Origin of the sequence: Rhizobium sp. BK418, assembly GCF_004341105.1 — a bacterium.
Classification (GTDB): domain Bacteria; phylum Pseudomonadota; class Alphaproteobacteria; order Rhizobiales; family Rhizobiaceae; genus Rhizobium.
Genome location: NZ_SLZK01000007.1, coordinates 1 through 22,918 on the forward strand (window position 1 = coordinate 1; position 22,918 = coordinate 22,918).

Genomic DNA, 22,918 nt, shown 5'->3' on the forward strand with positions numbered 1-22,918 from the left:
CCGCCCTCGTCAGTGAGTGGGCTTATAAGCCTACACCCGCAAAACAGTCAACACCACTCATCCAACTTTTTTGACATTTTTGTAACAGGTTGATTCGACAGGAGTATTTCTAACGGGAAGTTATCCACAAGCCGCCTTTCGGGGCACAATTCCCGAAAAAACTTTTACCAGGCGATAAAGAACGGTCCTGAGCCCGGTGAAAAAATGCGGAAAAGCCCCGGAAAAACAGCGCCTTGGCCAAATTTATGGTTAACGCCAAAAAAACACAGTCAACGCCACGCTGTCAAACAACCGTCATATTGGATTGTCGCCAAAGGCACGGAACCTAACGCGCTTTTTCGTGTTTCCCTTCCCATCGAAGGAAGGAGACACACATGGCCGCCAATACAGACGATATCAGGGCATCCGTGAGCAAGGACATTGCAGCCTTGCAGCAGGAGGTGTCCCGCCTCCAGAAGATGATTTCCGCGCAGGGCGCCGAAGCCTATTACGAAGTGCGTGACCGCGCAGGCAAGGCATATGAAGACACCCTTCCCCGCGCCAAGAGCGCAGTTGCCCAGATTCGGGCGGAGGGTGCGGCCGTTGCCGGCACCGCCCGCGAACACCCGGCAGCGACCACAACGGCACTTCTGGTTGCGGGAGCGATCGGCTTCCTGGCGGGGTATATGCTTTCGGGCGCCTCGCAGCCTGAACCACGTCACTGGTGGCGTTGAATCGCCAACATCAAGTTCTACATTTTACGCATCCTGCAAATCCAATTTTTGCAGGATGCGTAAATACTTATGTCTTAGAAAAACCAACTTTTAGTGCGAGCAGTGAGGACATAAAAATGAAGGGAGGACATCATGGACGACAAGAGAGAGAAGCTGATCGTTGAAGTCAGCGTCGATGGAGGTTTTGGGCGTCGCGCGGTCGGTATCATGAACATGCGCCAGGCGCTCGACCTCCCTGAAATGCCGAGCCTTTCCTACACGCATCCGGACCCGGCCAAGGCCGCCGCTGGCATCGTGATGAACCGGCAGGAACTCGCCGGCTTCATGGCCTGCCCTTGAGGTGCAGGAAAAGCTTGTCCTCCTCGACTGCGCTTGCCTGAAGCGTTGATAATATCTTTCGGCATCCGAGATCCTCTACTCCCCCAGAATTTCAACCCCCATTGCTGGTATCCTCGCCCCGTTCATGCAAAGAACGGCTTCGCAATCACACCGGGGATGGCAAAGTGAAGGGCCGGCGATCACCGCAGAAAATACGCGAGCACATCAGACCCCAGGCTGAATCAGCCGGCAAGCGGGTCACGCTTCCGCGCGCGCTCTCCAAACTTGGCTATTGTTCCCGTACGCAAGCCGAACGGCTGATTGCCGAGGGCAGGGTCGCGATCGGCGATCGCATAGTTACCGATCCCTCGACATGGGTCGATCTTTCGGCCGCCCTTATCAAGGTCGATGGCAAGGAAATCATCGCAGAGGCGAGGATCTACCTGATGCTCAACAAGCCGCGCGGTCTGGTCACCACTCGTCATGATCCCGAGGGACGGCCGACGGTCTATGATTGCCTGACCGATTTCGACGTTCCACATCTCTCGCCCGTCGGCCGGCTCGACAAGGCGAGCGAAGGCTTGCTGCTCTTTACCAACGATACGGAATTCGCCCAGGCGCTACTCGATCCGATCACCCATATCTCGAAGTCCTATCACGTGCAGATCGATCAGATTGCCGACGACGATATGCTGACGGCCATGACGTCAGGTCTTCGGCACGACGGTGAATTGCTGCGCGCCACGGCAGCCCGAAAGCTGCGTGAGGGCGACCGCAATTCCTGGATCGAAGTGGAACTGCAGGAGGGCCGCAACCGGCAGATCCGTCGCATGCTGGAAGCGCTCGATGTCACCTGCCTGCGACTGGTGCGCGTCGCGATAGGTGGGCTGGAGCTTGGCGATCTGGCAAAGGGATCGGTCAGGGTGCTGAGCGAGGACCAGCTGAAGGACCTCCGCCGAAAGATCGGCGGCAGCAAAGCGATACGGGATTGAGAATGACGGAATTGATGCCGCATGATTTCTGGCAGGAAGTCCATCCGCCCGGCAGCTTCGAAACAGGCGGCGACTTCACCTCCTTTTTCGTGGCGCAGCTGGAGGACGGCAGACAGTTGCGCCTGCCGATCCGCGTGCTCGCCGACGGCGATCATGCGCTGGCCTCTTTGATTATCAATCAAGCGAGCTTCGCAGTGCTCGATGCGCTGGCAGAGAGCCTGGCGGAAAGAATCTGGCCCTTCGGCATCGACGTCATCGCTGGCCTTCCCACACTCGGCCTGACACTTGCAGCGGCAGTGGCCCAGAAGCTCGGCCATGGCCGTTACGTTCCGCTCGGTACCTCCCGCAAGTTTTGGTATCGCGACGAATTTTCGGTCGCTCTCTCCTCGATCACCACACCGGAGCAGCAAAAACGCCTCTATATTGATCCACGCATGCTGCCCCTTCTGGAAGGACGCCGCGTCGCGCTCATCGATGATGTCATATCGAGCGGAACGTCTATCGTCGCTGGTCTCGATCTGCTTGCCGGCTGCGGCATAGAACCTGTTGTCATCGGCGCCGCCATGCTGCAGTCGGACCGCTGGCGCGCAAAACTCGACGACGCAGGTCCTCAGTGGCAAGAGGTTACGAAAGGCGTTTTCACAACGCCGATCCTGGAGCGGACAGCCGAGGGAAAATGGCGCGCGCCAGCCTGATCGCCAGCAAGGCCACATGTAAGGATCATCCATTCTTTCGTCTGGACGGACTATACAGCGCCGGACGAAAAGCTACATTCGGCGTCTGATCGAACACAGGAACCGCCGATGACGCCCGAGCAAGCTGCCCTCCTCATCCTGCTGGCGGCGATGCTCTTTCTGTTCTCCCTCGATCGCCTGCGCATGGAAGTTATCGCGATCGGCGGATTGCTTGCGGGCTATGTGCTCGGTCTTTACCCCGCCGACAGCATCTTTGCCGGCTTCGCGAGCCCCGTCGTCATTACTGTCGTGGAAATCCTGCTGGTAGTCCAGGTCCTTGCACGCACCAAACTTTTTGACAGCCTCGCCGAGCGTTTCATGACATCGGGCCTTTCGCATTTCCGGGTCATAGCGGGCGTCTCGGCCCTGACTGGCTTCATCTCGATCTTCATGAACAATATTGGCGCTTTCGCGATCACTTTGCCGCTGGCGCTGCGGCTCAGCACGCTCATGAGCATTCCGCGACGGCAGCTTGTGATGCCGATCTCCTTTGCTGCTCTTCTCGGCGGTCTCGTTTCGCTGATCGGTACACCCGCCAACCTGCTTGTCGGCGATGCGCTTGAAAAAGCCACGGGCAAAGGTTTCCGCTTCTTCGACTTCGCCTATGTTGGCCTGCCGGTCGCCGTTCTGGGCATTCTCCTGATCACGCTGATCGTCCGGCGAATATTTTCCGAGCCGGACGAGGCCGTAGCAGCACCCGCACCCGCCGCCCGTCGCATTGTTGTCGAGCGCAGCATTCCCGAGCATTCGCCTTTTGTTGGCATTACGCTTGCCCAGTGTCTGGAGCGTTTCGGCATCCAGCCGCATGCCTTGATCCGCGATAGGGCTTTCGTTTTCGGCCCGCTCGAGCAATCGGTCATCCAGCCAGGCGATATTCTGCTGGCGCAAGGCGCGGATTCGATCTTCGCGGACCTTGCCGCCTTGCAGGCGCTGGTGCCTGAAGCCCATCCGCATGGGCTGCAGCCGGATTTCGCCAGCATCGAAGCCGTCGTCATGCCGGAAAGCACCGTCGTCGGATCGCGCATCGCCTCTCTGGAAATCTTCCGCAACCGCGGCGTCACGGTCTCGGCCCTATCGATGCGCTCTCCCCGTATCGAAGGACGTTTCGCCGACCTGCAGCTTTCAATCGGCGACATATTGGTATTGGAGGGGCCCAAAACAGCCATCGCGGAAGCCCTTGAGGAGTGCGAATGCCTGCCGCTTGCCTCCGCAGCGCCCTCGCCGAAATCATCGGCCTCATGGCGACCCTTTGCGATTTTTGCCTGCGGTGTCGCTGCTTCCGCCTTCGGTCTAAGCCCCGATATTGCCCTTGCCTTCGTGGTGTTGGCGCTTGCCCTGCTTGGCTACCTCAACATTCGCCATGCAATGGCGGATATCAACTGGCCGATCATCATCATGCTCGCAGCGATGATCCCCATCGGCCAGGCGGTCGCGACGACGGGCGTGGCTGAGGCCATTGCGGCATGGTTGAGCCTGGCCTTCCCAATCGGCCATCCCCTGTGGGGCGTCGCCCTGGTTCTGTTTCTCGCCATGGCGCTGACGCCTTTCGTAAACAATGCGACCGTCGCGATCGTGCTCGCGCCGATCGCACTTGAATTTGCGAGAGCCGGTCAGCAACCGCCACAGGCCTATCTGATCGCGGTTGCCGCCGGCGCCTCGCAGGATTTCCTCACGCCCTTCGGCCATCACAACAATACGCTGTCGATGAGCATCGGCAGCTATCGCTTCGGCGATTTCCTGCGCGCCGGCTGGCCGCTGACGCTCGCCGGCTATATAGTCACGCTCATTCTCATTGCCCTCTTCTGGCTTGAATGAGCCTTTGCTTGACTTCCCCGGCAATGAAACTAGAGCAGGGATAGAGCATGCGGCGCAAAACTGTGCCGCCGATTTGCGATAACGACATGCGTAAACAGAGACCTCGAGCGTGGGAAGCGAATCCTGGAGATTGCGACATGCTTGGTCTCAGCCGATAGAAGGATAGCCAAGCACCGTGCGTATTCTCTCCGAAGCCCATTTCCCGGAACTGCCGAACTACTACCGCGGCAAGGTGCGCGAGAATTACGATCTTCCGGATGGGCGGCGCATCATCATCAGCACGGACCGGCTGAGCGCCTTCGACCGTATTCTGACCTGCATTCCATACAAGGGCCAGGTGTTGACCCAGACCGCCCGCTACTGGTTCGAGGCGACGAAGGATATCTGCCCCAACCACGTTCTCGACTATCCCGATCCAAATGTCGTCATCGGTAAGCGCCTCGATATCCTTCCGGTCGAGATCGTCGTGCGTGGCTACCTGGCTGGCACGACCGGCACGTCGATCCTGACGCTCTACAAGAAGGGCGAGCGCGAAATGTACGGCATGCGCCTGCCCGATGGTATGCGCGACAACCAGGTCCTTCCCGAACCGGTCATCACGCCGACGAGCAAGGAATTCGACGGCGGCCATGACGAGCCTTTGACGCCTGCTGAAATCGTCAGCCGCGGGCTGCTGACCGCAGAGCAATGGGAAACGCTTTCGAAATACGCGCTGGCGCTGTTTGCCCGCGGCCAGGATGTGGCGGCAAAACGCGGGCTCATCCTCGTCGACACCAAGTATGAATTTGGCACGGACAAGGATGGCAACATCATCCTCGCCGATGAAATCCACACACCAGATAGCAGCCGCTACTGGGTAGCCGAGAGCTATCCTGCCGCCTTCGAAGCCGGAAAACGGCCGGAAAGCTTTGACAAGGACTTCGTCCGCGCCTGGGTGGCTGAACGCTGCGACCCTTACAAGGACAATATCCCGGAAATTCCGGTCGAGCTGATCGAGCAGACTTCGGCCGTCTATATCAAGGCCTACGAATGGATCACCGGCGAACGCTTCGTGCCCGACGACAGCGGCGAAACGCCTGTCGCCCGGGTCCGCGCAAATCTTGCACCCTATTTCCTTGGAACCGCTGAAAGGTAGTAGCGAGCCTGCTTGCAGCCTTTCGGCCAATCGCGCTAGCATCGGGAAAAAGGGGTGCCGGGCAAAGCCTGGCGGGGGACATATGGCACGCAGGCCCAGACGCAAGGCCGAAGAGACGCGGGAGGATATCCTCTCGATGGCGGACATCCTGTTCCGCCAGCGCGGTTTTGCAGCGGTCTCGATCGCCGATATCGCCTCATCCCTGCATATGTCTCCAGCCAATGTCTTCAAGCATTTCCACTCGAAAGCCGCACTCGTCGACGCGATCGCCGAGCGGCATCTCGGCAATGCCGCGGAGCGTTTCGCGGCAACCGACGCCAGCCTGCCGCCGAAGGAACAGCTGTTAAGCTTCGTCCTTCGTCTGCTCGACAGCCATTTGCAGGACATCCAGCAGAACCCCTATATCTTCGAGATGGTCATCTCGACGATCGAGGCCAAGCTTGAGGCCGGTAATCGTTATCGCCAGCGGATAGAGCAGAGGCTCCGCGAGATCATAGCCGAAGGTGTGGCCGATGGCCGTTACCATTGTAACCGCACCGATGCCGCCGCCAGCACTGTTGCAGACGTCCTGGCTTGCGTTCTCCATCCGATCCTGATCGCCAAGGACGATAAGGACACACTTGTCCATCGTGCAGAAAAAATCGTGTGCTTTGTGGATGCCGCACTGCAAAATAACGCTTGCTAAGTGACGATTGCTGACTTACGTCACTTCATAAAGCTTTTCTTAATATCGGATAACGGCATCTGTATCCGGACCAATCACTACGCTTATATCGAGCAGCGCCTCTTCAGGTCGGCGATTGAACCGCTACTGCCAACCGCACAGGAAATTCGCATGATTCGGCGTGCCTTCATCGTCTCCTCGGCTCTCTTGCTTGTTATGGGCCTCGCCGCCTGCAACGACAGCAGCAAAAAGCCCGCAGGCAATGCAGGCGCGGGCGCCGCCCAGCAGGGCGCTCCAGTTGGCGTGGTCACGCTGAAAAAGGGTACCTATCCGATCACCACGATCCTTCCCGGTCGCGCCGAAGCCTTTCAGGTGGCAGATATTCGCCCGCAGGTGAACGGCATCATCCGCGAAATCGCCTTTAAGGAAGGTGGCGAGGTCAAGAAGGGCGACCTGCTCTACCAGATCGATGATGCCGCCTATCGCGCCGCCGTCGAACAGGCACAAGCAGCCATCTCCAAGGCGCAAGCCAGCGTGCCGAGTGCCCAGAGCAATTTCGATCGCTACCAGCGGCTGGTCGGCAGCGGTGCAACGCAGATCGAGTTTGAAAACGCCCGTACGGCACTCGCCCAGGCAAATGCCGAAGTGGAAGCCGCCAAGGCGGCGCTGACCGCGGCGCAAATCGATCTCGACCATACGAAGATCATTGCTCCCTTCGACGGCGTCATCGATCAGACAGCTTACAACATCGGTAACGTGGTTGCCGCCAACCAGTCGAATGCGCTGACCACCATCCGCCAGTTGGATCCTATTTATATCTCGCTGACGGAATCGAGCACCAACCTCTTGAAGCTGCGCGATGCGATCGCGGCCGGCGAGGTGAAGGGGGAAGACAATAACGTCACCTTCCGCCTGATCCTCGAGGATGGCCGCGAATATAATCAGAAGGGCAAGCTCGATATGTCGAAGCAGGTCGTCAGCGAAACGACCGGCACATTCATCATCCGCGTTGTCTTCCCAAATCCGGATCGCGTCATCCTGCCGGGCATGTATGTCCGGGCTACCGTCGAGCTTGGTGCGGAGACCGGATATTCCCTGCCGCAGCTTGCAACGACCCGCGATGCCAACGGTCGCCTGACCGCGCAGTTCGTTTCCGCCGAAGGCAAGGTCGAGACCCGCATATTTGAAAATGCCACGCCCTCCAACAATTCGTGGCTCGTGACGCAGGGCGTGAACGATGGCGACCAGGTGATCGTCAGCGGTCTGCAGTCGATTGTATCAGGCATGCCGGTGAAGCCGGTTCCGATGAAGATCAACGATAACGGCGTGGTGGTCCCTGCCGATCAGCCCGCGGCCGGAGGCGAACAGAAGCCCGCAGCAAAGTAACGCGCGGACGTCTTCGTATCGTCACCGTCTCAGCCGTACAGGAATAACCGATGGCCAAGTTTTTCATCCGACGACCGATCTTTGCCTGGGTCATTGCGATCACCATCATGCTCGCAGGTGTGCTCGCCATCTTTACGCTGTCGATCTCGCAATATCCCGACATTGCGCCGACAACCGTGCGCATCAACGCCAGCTATCGTGGCGCCAGCGCGGAGACGGTAGAGAAATCGGTGACGACCATCATCGAAGACGGCATGACCGGCCTCGATGACCTGACTTACATGACCTCAACCTCGTCGACGGGCTCGGCCAGCATCTCGCTGACCTTCGGGACCAGCATCAACCCTGACATCGCGCAGGTACAGGTGCAGAACAAGCTCCAGCTCGTTCAGTCGCAGCTGCCGGGCGACGTCATCGATGCCGGCATCAGCGTCACACGCTCCACCTCGAGCATCCTTCTCGTCGGTTCGCTGATCTCGACCGACGGCAAGCGGACCTCGGTCGATCTCGGCAACATCATGTCGACCTCGATCGAGGATCAGATCCAACGTCTGGAGGGCGTCGGCAGCATCAATACTTTCGGTTCGGGCTATGCCATGCGTGTGTGGCTGGACCCGTTCAAGCTGCAGAAATTTCAGCTGACCCCCGGTGACGTGACCTCCGCCATCCAGGCGCAGAATACCCAGGTTTCCGTCGGTTCGCTCGGCGCCCAACCGGCGGTTCCCGGTCAGCAGATCAACGTCACCATCACCGCCCAAAGCCAACTCACCACGGTCGCGGACTTCGAGCACATCATCCTGAAGGTTGAAAAGGACGGTTCGACCGTTCGCCTCAGCGATGTCGCCCGCGTCGAGATCGGCCAAGAGAGCTATGGCGGCAATTCGCGCTATAACGGCCTGCCCTCCTCGGGCTTTGCCGTAAACCTTGCAATTGGTGCGAATGCCATCGATACCGCCGCCCGGGTGCGTGCTGCGCTTGAAACGATCGGCCGAGGCCTGCCGGAAGGCGTCGAGATCACCTATCCATATGACACGACCCCCTTCGTCGAGCTGTCGATCGAAAAGGTCGTCCATACGCTGATCGAAGCGATTGTGCTCGTCTTCGTGGTCCTGCTCGTTTTCCTGCAGAACCTGCGCGCGACATTAATCCCGACCATCGCCGTTCCCGTCGTGCTTCTCGGCACTTTTGGCATTCTCGCGATAACAGGCTATTCGATCAATACGCTGACGATGTTCGCCATGGTCCTGGCGATCGGCCTTCTCGTCGACGATGCTATCGTCGTCGTGGAAAACGTCGAGCGTATCATGTCGGAGGAAAAGCTCTCGCCGCTCGAGGCGACGGAGAAGTCGATGGGCGAAATCACCGGCGCCATCGTCGGCATCGCGCTCGTCCTGACCGCCGTGTTCATCCCGATGGCCTTCTTCGGGGGCTCGACCGGCATCATCTATCGCCAGTTCTCCGTTACCATCGTGTCGGCAATGCTGCTGTCGGCCCTCGTCGCCATCGTGCTGACGCCGGCGCTCTGCGCGACGATGCTGAAGCCTATCAACGAGCATAAGAAGCATCGCATCGGCGACTGGTTCAACCGTAACTTCACCCGTTCGACCAACGGCTACGTCCGCACCATCGGCTATCTCTTGAAACGGCCGATCCGTGTCATGCTGGTTTTCCTGCTGGTCGGCGCCGGCTGTGCCTACCTCTTTGCCCGCTTGCCAAGCTCCTTCCTGCCACAGGAAGACCAGGGCGTGCTCCTGACTATCGTCACCACGCCGCCAGGCTCCACCACACAGCAGACCCAAGCCGTCGTTGAAAAGGTCGAGAAATACTTCCGCGAGAACGAGAAGGACGCGGTCGACTCCGTCTTCGGCGCCCTCGGCTTCGGTTTCAACGGTTCGGGTCAGAACAGCGCCATCATCTTTACCAAGCTCAAGGACTTCTCGCTGCGCACCGATCCCAATCTCAGCGCGCAGTCGGTGGCAAGCCGGGCTCTGAAGAACTTCTTCACGATCCGAGAAGCACAGGTCTTTGCCCTGCTGCCGCCCGCTATCCAGGGTCTCGGCGTGTCGAGCGGCTTCTCGATGTATCTGGTGGACACCGGCGGCCATGGCACCCAAGCCCTGACGGCCGCTTCCAAACGGTTGATCCAGATGGCCGGCGCCACAGGGAAGGTTGTCGCGCTACGCTCGAATAACAAAGAAGTCGAGCCGCAGATGAAGATCCTGATCGATCAGGAGAAGATTGGCGCCATGGGCGTCGACCTCGCCTCGGTCAACTCAATGCTGTCGATCATCTTCACCGGCCGTGACGTCAACGATTTTACGCTGAATGGCGAGATCAAACCGGTTTACGTGCAGGGCGATGCTCCCTTCCGCATGCAGCCGACGGATCTGAACCATTGGTATGCCCGCAACAACGCCGGCGAGATGGTACCCTTCTCCGCCTTTACCACCACCCAATGGGTCGAAGGCGCACCGTCGCTTGCGCGCTTCAACGCCGTCAGCGCCATTCCGCTCGATGGCGCCGCAGCGCCGGGCGTCTCCTCGGGTGATGCGATGAACGAGATGGAGGCCCTGACCCAACAGCTCGGCGGCGGCTATACGGTTGCCTGGCAGGGCATCTCGTATCAGGAGCGCCTCTCGGGCTCACAGGCTCCGATGCTCTATGCAATCTCGGTTCTCGTCGTCTTCCTTTGCCTTGCTGCGCTCTACGAAAGCTGGTCGATCCCCTTCTCCGTCATCATGGCCGTGCCGGTCGGCGTGCTGGGCGCGCTTGCCGCAGCAACGCTCTTCGGGCAGGCGAACGACGTCTATTTCAAGGTGGGCTTGCTCACGACGATAGGCCTTGCAGCAAAGAACGCGATCTTGATCGTGGAATTCGCCAAAGACCGGATGGAGACCGGATTTGACCTCTTCGAGGCGACGCTGGAAGCGGCGAGGCTGCGCCTGCGCCCCATCGTCATGACGTCTCTGGCATTCATCCTCGGCGTCGTGCCATTGGCGATTGCAACGGGCGCGGGTTCCGCTGCCCAGAACGCGATCGGTATCGGCGTGCTGGGCGGCATGCTTTCTGCGACAATGCTAGGCATTTTCTTCGTGCCGAGCTTCTTCGTCGTCATCCGCCGCATGTTTGCCACACGGCAAAAAAATGAGGCGGCAGTGTGATATAAATGCACTGTGAGAAAGCTTTTCAGATTGCTACATTGCACGCGGACAGCTTCGGCATGATGTTTGGCGTAGAGAACGAGGCGCGTTAGCCGATAGTGAAGCATGACGCTTCGGACAAGAATTGACTTGCTCGAGTTACAGGATGAAATGCATGGTACCCCTTCGTTATGCCACACCGGCGCTATTGTTATTGCTTTCGGGCTGCGTCCTAGGCCCTGACCACGTACCTCCTGAAATGTCGCTTCCTGGAAAATTCAGCGAAGGCGGCGCAAAGAGCATCGGCGATGTCGCCACCACCGCATGGTGGACCGCCTACAATGACAAGAAGCTCAACAGCCTCATCCAGACCGGCCTCGATCAGAACCTGACGATTCAGCAGGCAATCGAACGCATCAATTCCGCCTCTGCCAACGTGACGATTGCCGGCGCCGGCGCCCTGCCTGCCCTCGATGCTGGCGCCTCCCACACCATCAGCGGCCAGACAGGCGAACTGCGCACCCAGCTTGATACCCGCAACACCAGCGCCGGCCAGCTCTCGCTGTCCTGGCTGCTCGATCTATTCGGCCTATACAAGCGCAGCAAGGAAGCTGCCCTCGCTTCGCTTGACTCGGCTTACGCGGGTGCCGATATTGCCAAACTGTCCTACATTCAGGACATTGTCTCGACATATATCGATCTACGCTTCTACCAGCAGCGCCTGGCGCTTTCGAAGGCCAACCTGAAGTCTCGTCAGGAAACCTACGACCTAACCAAGTTCCAGCTCGATGCAGGTGCCGCTTCCCGCCTCGATGTCGTGCAGGCGGAAGGTCTCGTCCAGTCGACGCTCGCAGAAATCCCCGGCCTCGAAACCAACATCCGCGTTTCGGCCCATCATATCGCGACCCTCGTCGGCCAGCCGGCCGGTTCGATGGTCGATGAGCTGATGCGGGGCTCCGGTCAGCCGACGTTCCGTGGCGGCATCAATTCGGGCATTCCTGCCGATCTGATCCGCAACCGTCCCGATATTCGCCAAGCCGAGCGTAACCTTGCAGCCGCCACCGCTCAGATCGGTGTCGCGGAGGCTCAGCTCTATCCGTCGATCACGCTGTCCGGTTCGATCTCGCCGAGCTACATCAACCAGCGCGGCCTTCACGGCGCTCTCGGTGCATGGTCCTTCGGCCCGAGCCTGAACCTGCCGATCCTCGACGGAGGCCGCCTGCGCGCCAATGTCGACGTTGCGAAGTCCGATGCAGCCGCATCCTATCTCGCCTGGAAGCAGACCGTTCTGACGGCGGTCGAGCAGGTCGAGAACGCTCTGTCGGCCGTCCGCCGCGACGCCGAGACGGTCAATGCGCTGCGCGCCCAGGTCCGCACGACACAGGAAACCCTCGAACTCTCGACGGCATCCTACAAGGACGGCGCTTCCTCGCTGCTCGACGTTCTCGACGCCCAGCGTCAGGTCTCCCTTGCTCAGGCAAGCCTTGCCGCGGCCGTTCAGCAGATGGCGAAGGATTATGCCGCACTCAATATCGCAACCGGCGGCGGCTTCGCTCCGGGCGGCAAGACGACGGCGCCGGTCAAGGTTGCCAAGGGCAGCTAAGATTTTCGCATTGTGTTATTTCAAAGCCCCGCGGTCTCCGCGGGGCTTTTGTTTGCGTAGAAGTCCGCCGGTACGGATAATCGCAGTGTTGGATGAATTTGGATTCGACAAGCTCCAATCGCTGCGCTATGCACTTGCTTAAACGATTAAGCTTGGCGCCTCAGATCAATGGTTTCACAACGCCCGGGACCCAATCTCAGCAGGATAGCGACGTCACTCGGCGTCTCTGTCGCGACGGTCTCGAATGCGCTTTCCGGCAAGGGTCGTGTTTCTGACGCTCTTATCGAGAAGATCCGCGCCCATGCTGCCGAACTCGGCTATGTGCCGAGTCAGGCAGGCAGGGCGCTGCGCACCGGACGCAGTGGCGTTCTCGGCCTTGTCCTGCCAGACATCGCCAATCCGCTCTTTCCAAAAATTGCCCAGGCGATCGAGTCCGCCGCGTCCGCCGCAGGCTACGGCGTCCTGATCGCCGACTCCCGCGGCGACATTACGGCGCAAACTGAGGCGATCAACCGACTGGTGGAGCGTGGCGTCGATGGCATGGTGGTCGTGCCTCGGCGCGCCACGCGCATTTCTGCTGCAAGCTGCCCGGTCGCCGTCATCGATACGGCCTCCACGCCCGGCAACACGGTTGCCGCAGACCATTGGCAGGGCGGTAGGGAAATTGCCGCCCATCTCGCCGATCTCGGCCACAGACGGATTCTGATCATCGGCAATAATCACGAGTCCAATGTCCAGAATGACAGGGCCGGCGGCATCAGGTCTGGACTGCAACCTGGCATGCAGTCCGAAACGCTCTGGATCGAGCGTTTGGAGAATGAGGCGGGCGCCGGCTGCCGGTTAGGTCTCGCAGAAAAGGTGCGTCGAGGCTTCACCGCCTTCGCAGCCCTTTCGGACCTGCAAGCGCTGCGCGCGCTGACCGAACTGCAGCAGGAGGGCATCAGCGTGCCCGGCGATGTCAGCGTCACCGGCTTCGACGATCTCATCTGGTCGTCTGTCGTGACGCCGTCGCTGACGACAGTCAGGATGGACATGGATACTATCGCCGAAATCGCCGTTTCGGCGCTCACCGATAGGATCAGTGAAAGCGGCACCCGGGAGGGCGTACTGGTTACGGCGGAGACCGAACGCGTGCCTATGCAGCTCATCATCCGCCAGTCATCCGGGCCTGCGAACCCGGCACAAAAAACCTCAGAGATGGAGAACAGGTAGAATGAAGAAAGCCCTCATCGCATCGGTGGCGTTGGCCGCGCTCTTCCCCTTCGGCGCTATGGCACAGCAACGGACACTGACTATTTCCGTCTATGCCTTCGCGCAGGATGACTACAAGACGATCGTCTACGACCCCTTCGAAGCCAAATGCGGCTGCAAACTCGTTGTCGAAACCGGCAACAGCGTCGAGCGTATCGCCAAGATGGAAGCCAACAAGGCCAATCCGGTGGTCGATCTTGCCGCCGTCTCCATGGCTGACGGCCTCGCCGCCGCCCGCGCTGGCCTGATCGACAAGGTCGATACGTCCAAGCTCGAAAATTTCTCCAAGCTCTATGATGTCGCCAAGGATCCGAATGGCGACGGCATGAGCGTTGGGTACACCTTCTATGCCACGTCCATCGCCTATCGCTCGGACAAGATGAAGATCGACTCCTGGGCCGATCTTTTGAAGCCGGAATATGTCAGCCACGTCGCCTTCCCGAACGTCACGACTAATCAGGGTCCGCCAGCGCTCTATATGCTTGGCCTCGCGCTCGGCAAGGACACGCCGGATCTCAAGGCGCCGATCGAAGCACTCGGCGAAAAGAAGGACGACATCGTTACCTTCTATGAAAAGTCCTCGCAGCTCGTGCAGTTGATGCAGCAGGAAGAAATCTGGGCCGCTCCGATCGGCCGCTTCTCGTGGGCCGGCTTCACCAAGCTCGATGTTCCCGTTGCCTGGGCAACTCCAAAGGAAGGCCAGACCGGCGGCATGAACGTGCTGGTCATGACTAAGGGCTCCAAGAACCAGGATCTCGCCCTGCAGTTCATGGATTTCTGGCTCTCGACGGAAGTTCAGACCAAGCTTGCCGAAAAGCTGATCGACAGCCCGGCAAACAAGGAGGTCAAGGTCTCTGACCAGGTCGCCAACAATATCACTTACGGCGAGGAAACCGCCAAAAGCCTGAAGCTGATCCCCTCCGCCGCCGCCCTCGACAACCGCAATGGCTGGCTGAAGGAGTGGAACGAAAAGGTCGGGCAGTAATCCCTGCTGATAACGGTCCCGGCACTGGCCGGGGCCGACCCCTCCTCCGCTCGAAAGGCGTCCCATGTTCCAGAACCGCGCCGAAGCCTTGGCACTTGCCCTGCCGGCAGCGATCTTCGCAGCCGTGGTGTTTTTGCTGCCTGTCGCGATCCTGCTGTCAGAAGGTTTTCGCAGCGGCAGCGCGTGGTCGCTTGCTGCCTATACGGATTTCTTCTCCGAAACACTGAACCGCACGGTCTTCTTCCGCAGCTTTCGGCTCGGTCTCGAAGTGACGGCAGTTTCGGCCATCATCGGTTATGCAGCCGCCTTTGCGATCGTCAACCTGCCGCCGAAGGGCAAGGGCCGCATGATCGGCCTCGTTACACTGCCCCTAATGATCTCGCCCGTTGCGCGCACTTATGCCTGGATCGTCATTCTCGGCCGCACCGGGATCGTCAACGAGGCCATCACCGGTCTTGGTCTGAGCGCCGAGCCGCTGCGCCTGCTCTTCACCGAGACAGCCGTCTTCATCGGCCTCCTACAGCTCTTCCTGCCCCTGATGATCCTGTCGCTCATCAGCGCACTTGAAAACATGCCGAAGGATGCCATCCCGGCTGCCCGCGTGCTCGGGGCCAACTGGTTCCAGGTTTTTTGGAAAGTCATCCTGCCGCTCACCAAGGAGGGCCTCGTCATCGGCGGCACGCTGGTCTTCACCGGCTCGCTGACGGCCTATATCACCCCCGCCATCCTCGGCGGCTCCAAAGTGCTGATGCTGGAAACGTTGATGTATCAGCAGGTTTCCGTCGCCAATAACTTCGTTTCGGCGAGCGTCATCGCCTTCATCCTAATTGTCATGAGCTTTGCCGCCAATATTCTTCTCAAGCGCCTTGCGACCGCGAGAAACCGCCGATGAGCATCCGCCTCTTTTCGCCTGTCGTTCTGTTCCTGCTGCTGGTCTTCCTGATTGGCCCCTTCCTGATCATCATCGCCGCCTCGCTTTCGGCAGGTGATACGCTGGCCTTCCCGCCGCAAGGCCTGTCACTGCGCTGGGTCGCCAAGGTGTTCACCATCGACAGTTTTCGCGACAGCTTCGCCATGTCGATGTTCCTTGCGGTCTTTGGCACGGTTGCAGCTCTCGTCCTCGGCATCCCCGCCGCCTATGCGCTGTCGCGCTACAGGCTGCCGGGCGCCGAGGCGGTGAGAACCATCGTATCGTTGCCCATCATCGTCCCTGGCATTATCGTCGGCCTGGCGCTGCTGCGCTATCTTGTCGTGCCCTTCGGCTTCAACATCACGCTCGCGCTGTTTTTTGCCCATACGGCACTGGTGCTGCCCTATGCCGTGCGTGTGGTCTCCGCAAGCCTCGGCAACCTGCGCGCCGACATCGAGGAAGCGGCCGTCCTGCTCGGGTCCTCCCGGCTCGGCGCCTTCTTCCGTGTCGTGATGCCGAATATCCGCGGCGGCATTCTGGCTGCCTTCATCCTCGGCTTCGTCACAAGCTTTAATCAGGTGCCCGTCTCGCTCTTTCTCTCCGGCCCCGGCGTGCGCACGCTGCCGATCGACATGCTGGGCTACATGGAAACCACCTACGATCCGTCCATTGCGGCGCTCTCGGCGCTGCTCGCCTTCCTTTCGATCGGCATCGTCTTCCTCGCCGAACGCTTCCTGGGATTCTCTCGCTATGTCTGATGCCTACCTTCAACTCGACAAGCTGACGCTCGCCTACGGCGATACGGTCGCGGTGAAGGACCTCGACCTGTCAATCGCCAGGGGCGAGCTTGTGGCGCTTCTCGGCCCTTCCGGCTGCGGCAAAACGACGACCATGCGCGCCATTGCCGGCCTACTGAACCCGGCCTCCGGCCGCATCAATCTGGACGGCGCTGACATCACCCGCGTCTCCGCCAACAAACGCGCGGTCGGCCTCGTCTTCCAGTCCTACGCACTTTTCCCGCATCTGACTGTCTATGAAAACGTCGCCTTTGGCCTGCGGCTTAAAGGCCTTCGCGGCCAGGATCTGGACAGCAAGGTCAATGCCGGCATCAGATCCGTCGGCCTTGCAAAATTCGCCGGCCGCAAACCGGGCGAGCTCTCTGGCGGCCAGCAGCAACGCGTTGCCCTCGCCCGCTCCATGGTCATGGAGCCGAAGGTGCTGCTGCTCGACGAGCCGCTTTCCAATCTCGACGCCCGCTTACGCCTCGAAATGCGCGCCGAACTGCAGCGCGTCCAGAAGGAAACCGGGGTGACGATGATCTTCGTCACCCACGACCAGGCGGAAGCACTTGCGCTAGCCGACCGCATCATCGTCATGCTGAACGGCGGCATTGAGCAGATCGGCACGCCGGAAGAAATATACAACAACCCCATTTCCTCCTTCGTCGCCGATTTTGTCGGTTTCGAGAATGTCTTCGCGCTGAAGGACGGAAAGCTTGCGACGGCGAACGGCGCGATCGCACTTTCTACTCCCGCGCCGGATGTTGCGGCGGGCCTGGCATGGCGGCCGCGCGCGGTAATCCTTGGTTCCGGTCCTTTCCAGGGCACCGTGCGTGGCACGTCCTTTGCCGGCAACAGCCGCGAATATCTGCTCGACAGCGCGCTCGGTCCGATCAAAGCGGAAGTGGATGCCGCCCTGCCGCAACACGAACTCGGCAGCACCATCGCCTTCGACCTGCCGGTCGATGCGGCCGCAAACCTCAAGCGTTTCGGGTGAGATCATGGGCGTCTGGATCGACACGGACATGGGTTTCGACGACATCGCCGCCATCATGGTGGTGACGAACGCCGAACACGACATCGATGGCGTCTCACTGGTCTTCGGCAATGCGCCACTGCCGCAAGTCCGCGCCAATGCCGCGGGAGCCGCCAAGGCCTTCGGCTGGAAATTTCCTGTTCATATCGGCCGTGATATGCCCGTCCTCGGCAAGCTTGAAACCGCGCAGGCAATCCTCGGCGAAAGCGGTATTCCGACGACGGGCAAACATCTGCCACCGGCGCCCATCCAGCCTGATAGCGATGCCTTCCTTGCCCTCTCCCGTTGGCTGGAACTGGAGGGCCCCCATCGCGTCCTGGCGCTTGGTCCGCTGACGAATATCGCGGCATTGACGCTTGCCCGACCCGATCTTGCAGCCCGCATCACCGAGCTCGTCTGGATGGGCGGCGGCGTCACTTCGGGCAATCACACCGCTTCCGCCGAGTTTAACGCGCTTGCCGATCCGGAAGCCCTGGCAATTGTGATCGCCCATAAGCTGCCGCTGCGCATGGTCGATCTCGATCTCTGCCGCAAGGTTCTCGCAAAGCCTGAGGATGCCGACCCGGTTCGCGCTGCGGGTGGCGCCAATGCCGAACTTCTCGCTGATATGTTCGCTGGCTATATCCGCATCGGCACCAGCCGTGGCCGCCCGGCTATGGCGCTCTACGACCCTTCGGCCGCTGTCGCCTTCGTGGCTCCCCAAGTGGTAAGCTTTCGCCCTGCCCGCATCGATGTGGAGTTGCAGGGACAGCATACGCGTGGGCGCACGGTCGTTGAAACCCGCGCCACGCATGCAACCTTCAATGCACAGTTCGCCGCCGACATCGATGCCGATATGGCACGTGTCATCATTCTCGCCGCCCTGGTTAACGAGGCCCGCAAATGACCGCCACTCCGCGCCAGGAACCTGCCGACATCAATGAACCGGCCTTACGTGCCCGTGCCGTCGCCGCGGCCCGTGGCGTTGGCCCCTTTGACGTGCTTGTGACCGGCGGCCGCATCCTCGATGCCGTCACCGGCCTCGTCCGTGAAGCCGATATCGGTCTCGTCGGCGCACTGATCGCCAGTGTGCACGCGCCGGCAAGTCGCAGCGACGCCGACAAGGTGATCGATGCGACTGGCAGCATCATCTCTCCTGGCCTCATCGATACGCATATGCATGTCGAAAGCTCGATGGTCACGCCAGCTGAATATGCTAAGGCCGTGTTGCCGCGCGGCGTGACGACGATCGTCTGGGACCCGCATGAATTTGGCAATGTCCATGGCCTCGACGGCGTACGTTGGGCAATCGAAGCCTCGCGTTGTCTGCCGCTGCGCATGATCCTGTTTGCTCCCTCCTGCGTTCCCTCCGCCCCCCGGCTTGAGCTGGCGGGAGCGGATTTCGATGCCAATATCATTGCGGAATTGCTGCGCTCACCCGCGATCGGCGGCGTCGCCGAGGTGATGAACATGCGCGGCGTCATCGATGCCGACCCCCGCATGACAGCGATCGTCAATGCGGGCCTGACCTCCGGCAAACTCGTCTGCGGTCATGCCCGCGGGCTGGAAGGCGTCGACCTCAATGCCTTCATGGCCGCCGGCATCACCTCCGACCATGAACTGACCTCTGGCGCTGACCTGCTGCAGAAACTCGCGGCCGGCATGACGATTGAGCTGCGTGGCTCACACGATCATTTGCTGAAGGAATTTGTCGATGCATTGAACGGTATCGGCCACCTACCGCCATCCGTGACCCTCTGCACCGACGACGTTTTCCCGGATGAACTCTACGAGAACGGCGGCCTCGACGATGTGGTGCGCCGCCTCGTGCGCTACGGCATGCGCCCGGAATGGGCGCTCCGTGCGGCAACCTTCAATGCCGCGCAGCGCCTGAAGCGCTCCGATCTAGGCCTCATCGCCCCCGGCCGGCGCGCCGATCTGGTGCTGTTCGAGGATATGCACGAGTTCAAGGCACGCGCCGTTGTCGTCAACGGCCGCCTCGTCGCAAAAGACGGCGCGGTGACGGAGGCAATCGAGACGTTCGATGCCGGCCCGCTCACGCATTCGGTCAAGCTCACGCCTTTCGTCGAGGACGATTTTCGTATTCCCGCCGACGGTACGAAGGTGCGTCTTGCGACAATCGATCGCCCGCGCTTCACTCAATGGGGCGAAGCCGAGGCCGATGTCCGCGGCGGTTTCATCGTGCCGCCGGCCGGCAGCGCCATGATATCAGTCGTCCACCGTCACGGGCTCGCAGATGGCAAACCGCGGATCGGCTTTCTGACTGGCTGGGGCGAGTGGCGCGGCGCCTTCTGCACCACCGTCTCGCATGACAGCCACAACCTCACCGTGTTCGGCGGAAATGCAGGCGACATGGCGCTTGCCGCCAATGCCGTCATCCAAGCCGGCGGCGGCATGGCGGTGACAAAGGACGGCCGGATCGAAGCCCTGCTGCCCCTGCCACTCTCCGGCCTTGTAACCGATGCCACCCTGCAGGAAACCGCTGAAGGCTTCGCCGCAATCCGCAAGGCGATGGAAACTATCGTCGACTGGAAGCCGCCCTATCTGGTCTTCAAGGCCTGCTTCGGCGCTACGCTTGCCTGCAACACCGGCCCGCATCAGACCGATCGCGGTATTGCTGACGTCCTCACCGGCACGGTTCTCGAAAGCCCCATCCTGGAGACCTTTTGAGGCGGCTTACGTCTCAGTCTTCAGCTCCCGCTCCACCAGCGCCACCCAATAGGCTGCGCCATACCCCAGTGCCTCGTCATTGAAGTCATAGGCAGTATTGTGATGCAACGCGCCATCAACGGCCGGACCATTGCCCAGCCAGACGTAACAGCCGGGAACGTTCTGCCCGAAGAAGGCGAAATCGTCGCCTGCGGTCGACGGCGGAAAGCTCGTGCGCACCCTTTCCCCGAAAACGGCCTGTGCGGCGCCTAAAGCGCGCGACGTCGCATCCGCATTGTTGACGACGGGCGGAATGCGACGCTCGAATTCATAGTCGACCGAAATACCGAACATGGCGGCGGTGCCCTGCGCAAGCCGGCCGATTTCCACCTCAAGCTGATCGCGAACCTCGAGCGAATATGCGCGCGCCGTTCCACCGATTTCGACGATATCGGGGATCACGTTCAATGCCTTTGGATTGCCCGCCTGTATTGAACAGGCGCTGACGACAGCCGGCTGAAGGGGATCGACGACGCGCCCGACGATCGTCTGCAGCGACGACAGGAAAATGCCGGCAGCGGTGATCGGATCACGACCGAGATGGGGCTTTGCCCCATGCGTGCCGACACCCCGGAATGTGATCCGCCAACTATCCGAGGATGCAAGCTGCGGCCCCTCGACGACTGCGATCTCATCCACGGCAAGCCCCGGCATATTGTGCAACCCAAAAACGGCATCGCAGGGAAATTGCTTGAACAGTCCCTCTTCCACCATGCGCCTTGCACCGCCGCGGCCTTCTTCGGCCGGCTGGAATATGAAATGCACTGTGCCGGAAAAGCCCCGCGTCTCCGCCAGATAGCGAGCCGCTCCGAGCAGCATCGTTGTGTGCCCATCATGACCACAGGCATGCATCTTGCCTGGCACCGTCGACTTGTAGGGTCGCTCCGCCGTCTCCGGCATGGCGAGCGCATCCATGTCTGCCCTCAGTCCTATCGCACGCGTGCCGTTACCGATCTGAAGCGTGCCGACCACACCGGTGCCGCCGAGACCGCGATGCACTTTGATGCCTGCTTCTTCGAGAAGCTTCGCGACGATCGCGCTGGTGCGCTCTTCCTCGAAGCCTAGTTCGGGGTGGGCATGTAGGTCGCGACGGAGGGAGGTTAGAAAGGGCAGATCGTTGCTGATCCGGGCGGGAATGCTCATGAGCCTGGATATCCTGTAAGACGAAAACGGGCGCCCGACGGCGCCCGCATCAGATTGTTCTTTTTTCAACAAACAAGCCGTAAGCGCAAGCCTCTACGCCTCTTCGACAAAGACCTCTTCGCGCTTGCGCTTGACGCTCGGCAGGAAGACGACAATCAGCACAGCAACGGCAATCGCCAGCAGGGTGGCGCTGATCGGCCGTGTGATGAAAGTCGTCGCATCACCCCGGGACAGGATCATGGCGCGTCGCAGGTTCTCTTCGAGCAGCGGGCCCAGCACGAAGCCAAGCAGCAACGGCGCCGGCTCGCAGCGAAGCTTGGCGAGCAGGTAGCCGATGAGGCCGAAGAAGGCGACGGCGTAAAGGTCGTAGACGTTGGAATTGACGCTGTAGACCCCGATCGAACAGAAGGCCATGATGATAGGGAAAAGCACGTAGTACGGCACTGTCAGCAGCTTCACCCACAGACCGATCAGCGGCAGGTTGAGAATGACGAGCATCAGATTGCCGATCCACATGGAAGCGATGATGCCCCAGAAGAGTGCAGGCTGTTCCGTCGCCACGTTCGGCCCTGGCACGATGCCCTGGATGATCATCGCGCCGACCATCAGCGCCATGACCGGGTTTGCCGGAATACCGAGCGTCAGAAGCGGAATGAACGAGGTCTGCGCACCGGCGTTATTGGCCGATTCCGGCCCGGCGACGCCGGCGACCGCGCCATGTCCAAACTCCTCCGGCTTCTTGGAAGCGCGCTTTTCCACCGTATAGGATGCAAAGGATGCGAGGATTGCCCCGCCGCCCGGCAAGATGCCGAGCGCTGAGCCGATGACCGTTCCACGAATGACCGGCGCAATCATCTCCTTGAACTCTTCCTTCGACGGCAACAGGCCCGAGACCTTCGCCATCAATACCGTTCGGGTCTTCTCGCCTTCCAGATTGCGCAGGATTTCTGCAATGCCGAAGACGCCGACGGCAAGCGCCACGAAATTCAGCCCATCGGCGTATTCACGGATGCCGAGGGTAAAGCGCGGCGTGCCGGTATAGATATCCGTCCCCACAAGGCCGAGCAGCAGCCCAAGCGCCACCATTGCCAGTGCCTTGACGACCGAGCCATGTGCAAGCGCGATCGAAGACACGAGACCGACGATCATCAGCGAGAAATATTCGGCTGAACCGAATTGCAACGCGATTGCTGTGAGCGGCGGCGCGAAGATCGCCACCAGGAAGGTTGAGACTGTGCCGGCGAAGAAAGAGCCGAGCGCGGCGATCGCAAGAGCCGCGCCCGCCCTGCCCTTTCGCGCCATCTGGTAGCCATCGATCGCGGTAACGGCCGAAGAGGATTCGCCCGGCATGTTGATAAGGATCGCCGTTGTCGAGCCGCCATACTGCGCGCCATAATAGATGCCGGCGAGCATAATGAGCGAGGAAACTGGCTCAAGCTGGAAGGTGATCGGCAGCAGCATGGCGATCGTTGCCGTTGCGCCAATGCCGGGCAATACGCCGATTAGCGTGCCGAGCAGCACGCCGATCAGGCAGAAAAGTAGGTTTTCCGGGCTTGCCGCCGTGTAGAAACCAAGAGCGAGATTACTGAAAAGTTCCATCGCAGC

19 protein-coding genes are annotated in these 22,918 nt (G+C 60.4%); 17 read left to right on the forward strand and 2 right to left on the reverse strand.

Features of this window, described 5'->3' with window-relative positions; all coding sequences use genetic code 11:
• Positions 1–374 precede the first annotated feature (374 nt).
• The 17 genes from EV281_RS24420 (at position 375) to EV281_RS24500 (ending at position 20,131) form a co-directional block, all read left to right on the forward strand.
• On the forward strand, positions 375–713 hold the full coding sequence (locus EV281_RS24420) for a hypothetical protein (protein WP_132656859.1): 339 nt from the start codon (positions 375–377) through the stop codon (positions 711–713).
• A gap of 132 nt (positions 714–845) precedes the next feature.
• A complete protein-coding gene (locus EV281_RS24425; protein ID WP_132656860.1) occupies positions 846–1,052 on the forward strand; it encodes a hypothetical protein in 207 nt (68 codons plus the stop codon).
• Between the two features lie 164 nt (positions 1,053–1,216).
• Positions 1,217–2,023 carry a pseudouridine synthase gene (locus EV281_RS24430; protein ID WP_132656861.1) on the forward strand — a complete coding sequence of 269 codons (807 nt, stop codon included), beginning with the start codon at positions 1,217–1,219 and terminating at the stop codon, positions 2,021–2,023.
• A gap of 2 nt (positions 2,024–2,025) precedes the next feature.
• Positions 2,026–2,718 (forward strand): phosphoribosyltransferase, encoded by a 693-nt coding sequence (locus EV281_RS24435; protein WP_132656862.1) that lies wholly within the window; start codon positions 2,026–2,028, stop codon positions 2,716–2,718.
• Positions 2,719–2,826: 108 nt separating this feature from the next.
• Entirely contained in the window at positions 2,827–4,572 is a 1,746-nt protein-coding gene (locus tag EV281_RS24440) for an SLC13 family permease (RefSeq protein WP_132656863.1), read from the forward strand.
• Between the two features lie 175 nt (positions 4,573–4,747).
• Positions 4,748–5,707 (forward strand): phosphoribosylaminoimidazolesuccinocarboxamide synthase, encoded by a 960-nt coding sequence (locus EV281_RS24445; RefSeq protein ID WP_132656864.1) that lies wholly within the window; start codon positions 4,748–4,750, stop codon positions 5,705–5,707.
• 82 nt (positions 5,708–5,789) lie between these two features.
• Positions 5,790–6,392: a TetR family transcriptional regulator gene (locus EV281_RS24450; RefSeq protein WP_132656865.1), complete on the forward strand. Its 603-nt coding sequence runs from the start codon at positions 5,790–5,792 to the stop codon at positions 6,390–6,392.
• A 150-nt stretch (positions 6,393–6,542) separates the two neighbouring features.
• Positions 6,543–7,757: an efflux RND transporter periplasmic adaptor subunit gene (locus tag EV281_RS24455; RefSeq protein WP_132656866.1), complete on the forward strand. Its 1,215-nt coding sequence runs from the start codon at positions 6,543–6,545 to the stop codon at positions 7,755–7,757.
• A 50-nt stretch (positions 7,758–7,807) separates the two neighbouring features.
• On the forward strand, positions 7,808–10,918 hold the full coding sequence (locus EV281_RS24460) for an efflux RND transporter permease subunit (RefSeq protein WP_132656867.1): 3,111 nt from the start codon (positions 7,808–7,810) through the stop codon (positions 10,916–10,918).
• A gap of 154 nt (positions 10,919–11,072) precedes the next feature.
• Positions 11,073–12,500: an efflux transporter outer membrane subunit gene (locus EV281_RS24465; protein ID WP_132656868.1), complete on the forward strand. Its 1,428-nt coding sequence runs from the start codon at positions 11,073–11,075 to the stop codon at positions 12,498–12,500.
• Between the two features lie 168 nt (positions 12,501–12,668).
• A complete protein-coding gene (locus EV281_RS24470) occupies positions 12,669–13,712 on the forward strand; it encodes a LacI family DNA-binding transcriptional regulator (RefSeq protein WP_132656869.1) in 1,044 nt (347 codons plus the stop codon).
• Position 13,713: 1 nt separating this feature from the next.
• The gene (locus EV281_RS24475; protein WP_132656870.1) at positions 13,714–14,736 is read left to right on the forward strand and encodes an ABC transporter substrate-binding protein; all 1,023 of its coding nucleotides are present in this window, start codon (positions 13,714–13,716) and stop codon (positions 14,734–14,736) included.
• 64 nt (positions 14,737–14,800) lie between these two features.
• On the forward strand, positions 14,801–15,628 hold the full coding sequence (locus tag EV281_RS24480) for an ABC transporter permease (RefSeq protein WP_132656871.1): 828 nt from the start codon (positions 14,801–14,803) through the stop codon (positions 15,626–15,628).
• On the forward strand, positions 15,625–16,404 hold the full coding sequence (locus EV281_RS24485) for an ABC transporter permease (RefSeq protein WP_132656872.1): 780 nt from the start codon (positions 15,625–15,627) through the stop codon (positions 16,402–16,404). Before EV281_RS24480 ends, EV281_RS24485 begins: the two co-directional genes overlap by 4 nt.
• On the forward strand, positions 16,397–17,422 hold the full coding sequence (locus EV281_RS24490) for an ABC transporter ATP-binding protein (protein WP_132656873.1): 1,026 nt from the start codon (positions 16,397–16,399) through the stop codon (positions 17,420–17,422). Before EV281_RS24485 ends, EV281_RS24490 begins: the two co-directional genes overlap by 8 nt.
• Positions 17,423–17,426: 4 nt before the next feature.
• A complete protein-coding gene (locus EV281_RS24495) occupies positions 17,427–18,347 on the forward strand; it encodes a nucleoside hydrolase (RefSeq protein WP_132656874.1) in 921 nt (306 codons plus the stop codon).
• Entirely contained in the window at positions 18,344–20,131 is a 1,788-nt protein-coding gene (locus tag EV281_RS24500) for an adenine deaminase (protein WP_132656875.1), read from the forward strand. The genes EV281_RS24495 and EV281_RS24500 overlap by 4 nt, the downstream gene beginning before the upstream one ends.
• A 6-nt stretch (positions 20,132–20,137) precedes the next feature.
• On the opposite strand, the gene EV281_RS24505 is transcribed toward EV281_RS24500, so the two are convergent.
• Entirely contained in the window at positions 20,138–21,313 is a 1,176-nt protein-coding gene (locus EV281_RS24505; protein ID WP_132656876.1) for a M20 aminoacylase family protein, read from the reverse strand.
• Positions 21,314–21,406: 93 nt separating this feature from the next.
• Positions 21,407–22,912, reverse strand: coding sequence for a tripartite tricarboxylate transporter permease (locus EV281_RS24510; RefSeq protein WP_132656877.1), 1,506 nt, complete (start codon positions 22,910–22,912; stop codon positions 21,407–21,409).
• Positions 22,913–22,918 lie beyond the last annotated feature (6 nt).

Coding starts and splice junctions, on each gene's coding strand:
- EV281_RS24440 (WP_132656863.1), top strand. CDS start 2,827: ATGACGCCCGAGCAAGCTGCCCTCCTCATCCTGCTGGCGGCGATGCTC.
- EV281_RS24425 (WP_132656860.1), top strand. CDS start 846: ATGGACGACAAGAGAGAGAAGCTGATCGTTGAAGTCAGCGTCGATGGA.
- EV281_RS24480 (WP_132656871.1), top strand. CDS start 14,801: ATGTTCCAGAACCGCGCCGAAGCCTTGGCACTTGCCCTGCCGGCAGCG.
- EV281_RS24510 (WP_132656877.1), bottom strand. CDS start 22,912: ATGGAACTTTTCAGTAATCTCGCTCTTGGTTTCTACACGGCGGCAAGC.
- EV281_RS24490 (WP_132656873.1), top strand. CDS start 16,397: ATGTCTGATGCCTACCTTCAACTCGACAAGCTGACGCTCGCCTACGGC.
- EV281_RS24485 (WP_132656872.1), top strand. CDS start 15,625: ATGAGCATCCGCCTCTTTTCGCCTGTCGTTCTGTTCCTGCTGCTGGTC.
- EV281_RS24460 (WP_132656867.1), top strand. CDS start 7,808: ATGGCCAAGTTTTTCATCCGACGACCGATCTTTGCCTGGGTCATTGCG.
- EV281_RS24470 (WP_132656869.1), top strand. CDS start 12,669: ATGGTTTCACAACGCCCGGGACCCAATCTCAGCAGGATAGCGACGTCA.
- EV281_RS24465 (WP_132656868.1), top strand. CDS start 11,073: ATGGTACCCCTTCGTTATGCCACACCGGCGCTATTGTTATTGCTTTCG.
- EV281_RS24435 (WP_132656862.1), top strand. CDS start 2,026: ATGACGGAATTGATGCCGCATGATTTCTGGCAGGAAGTCCATCCGCCC.
- EV281_RS24450 (WP_132656865.1), top strand. CDS start 5,790: ATGGCACGCAGGCCCAGACGCAAGGCCGAAGAGACGCGGGAGGATATC.
- EV281_RS24500 (WP_132656875.1), top strand. CDS start 18,344: ATGACCGCCACTCCGCGCCAGGAACCTGCCGACATCAATGAACCGGCC.
- EV281_RS24420 (WP_132656859.1), top strand. CDS start 375: ATGGCCGCCAATACAGACGATATCAGGGCATCCGTGAGCAAGGACATT.
- EV281_RS24475 (WP_132656870.1), top strand. CDS start 13,714: ATGAAGAAAGCCCTCATCGCATCGGTGGCGTTGGCCGCGCTCTTCCCC.
- EV281_RS24505 (WP_132656876.1), bottom strand. CDS start 21,313: ATGAGCATTCCCGCCCGGATCAGCAACGATCTGCCCTTTCTAACCTCC.
- EV281_RS24455 (WP_132656866.1), top strand. CDS start 6,543: ATGATTCGGCGTGCCTTCATCGTCTCCTCGGCTCTCTTGCTTGTTATG.
- EV281_RS24495 (WP_132656874.1), top strand. CDS start 17,427: ATGGGCGTCTGGATCGACACGGACATGGGTTTCGACGACATCGCCGCC.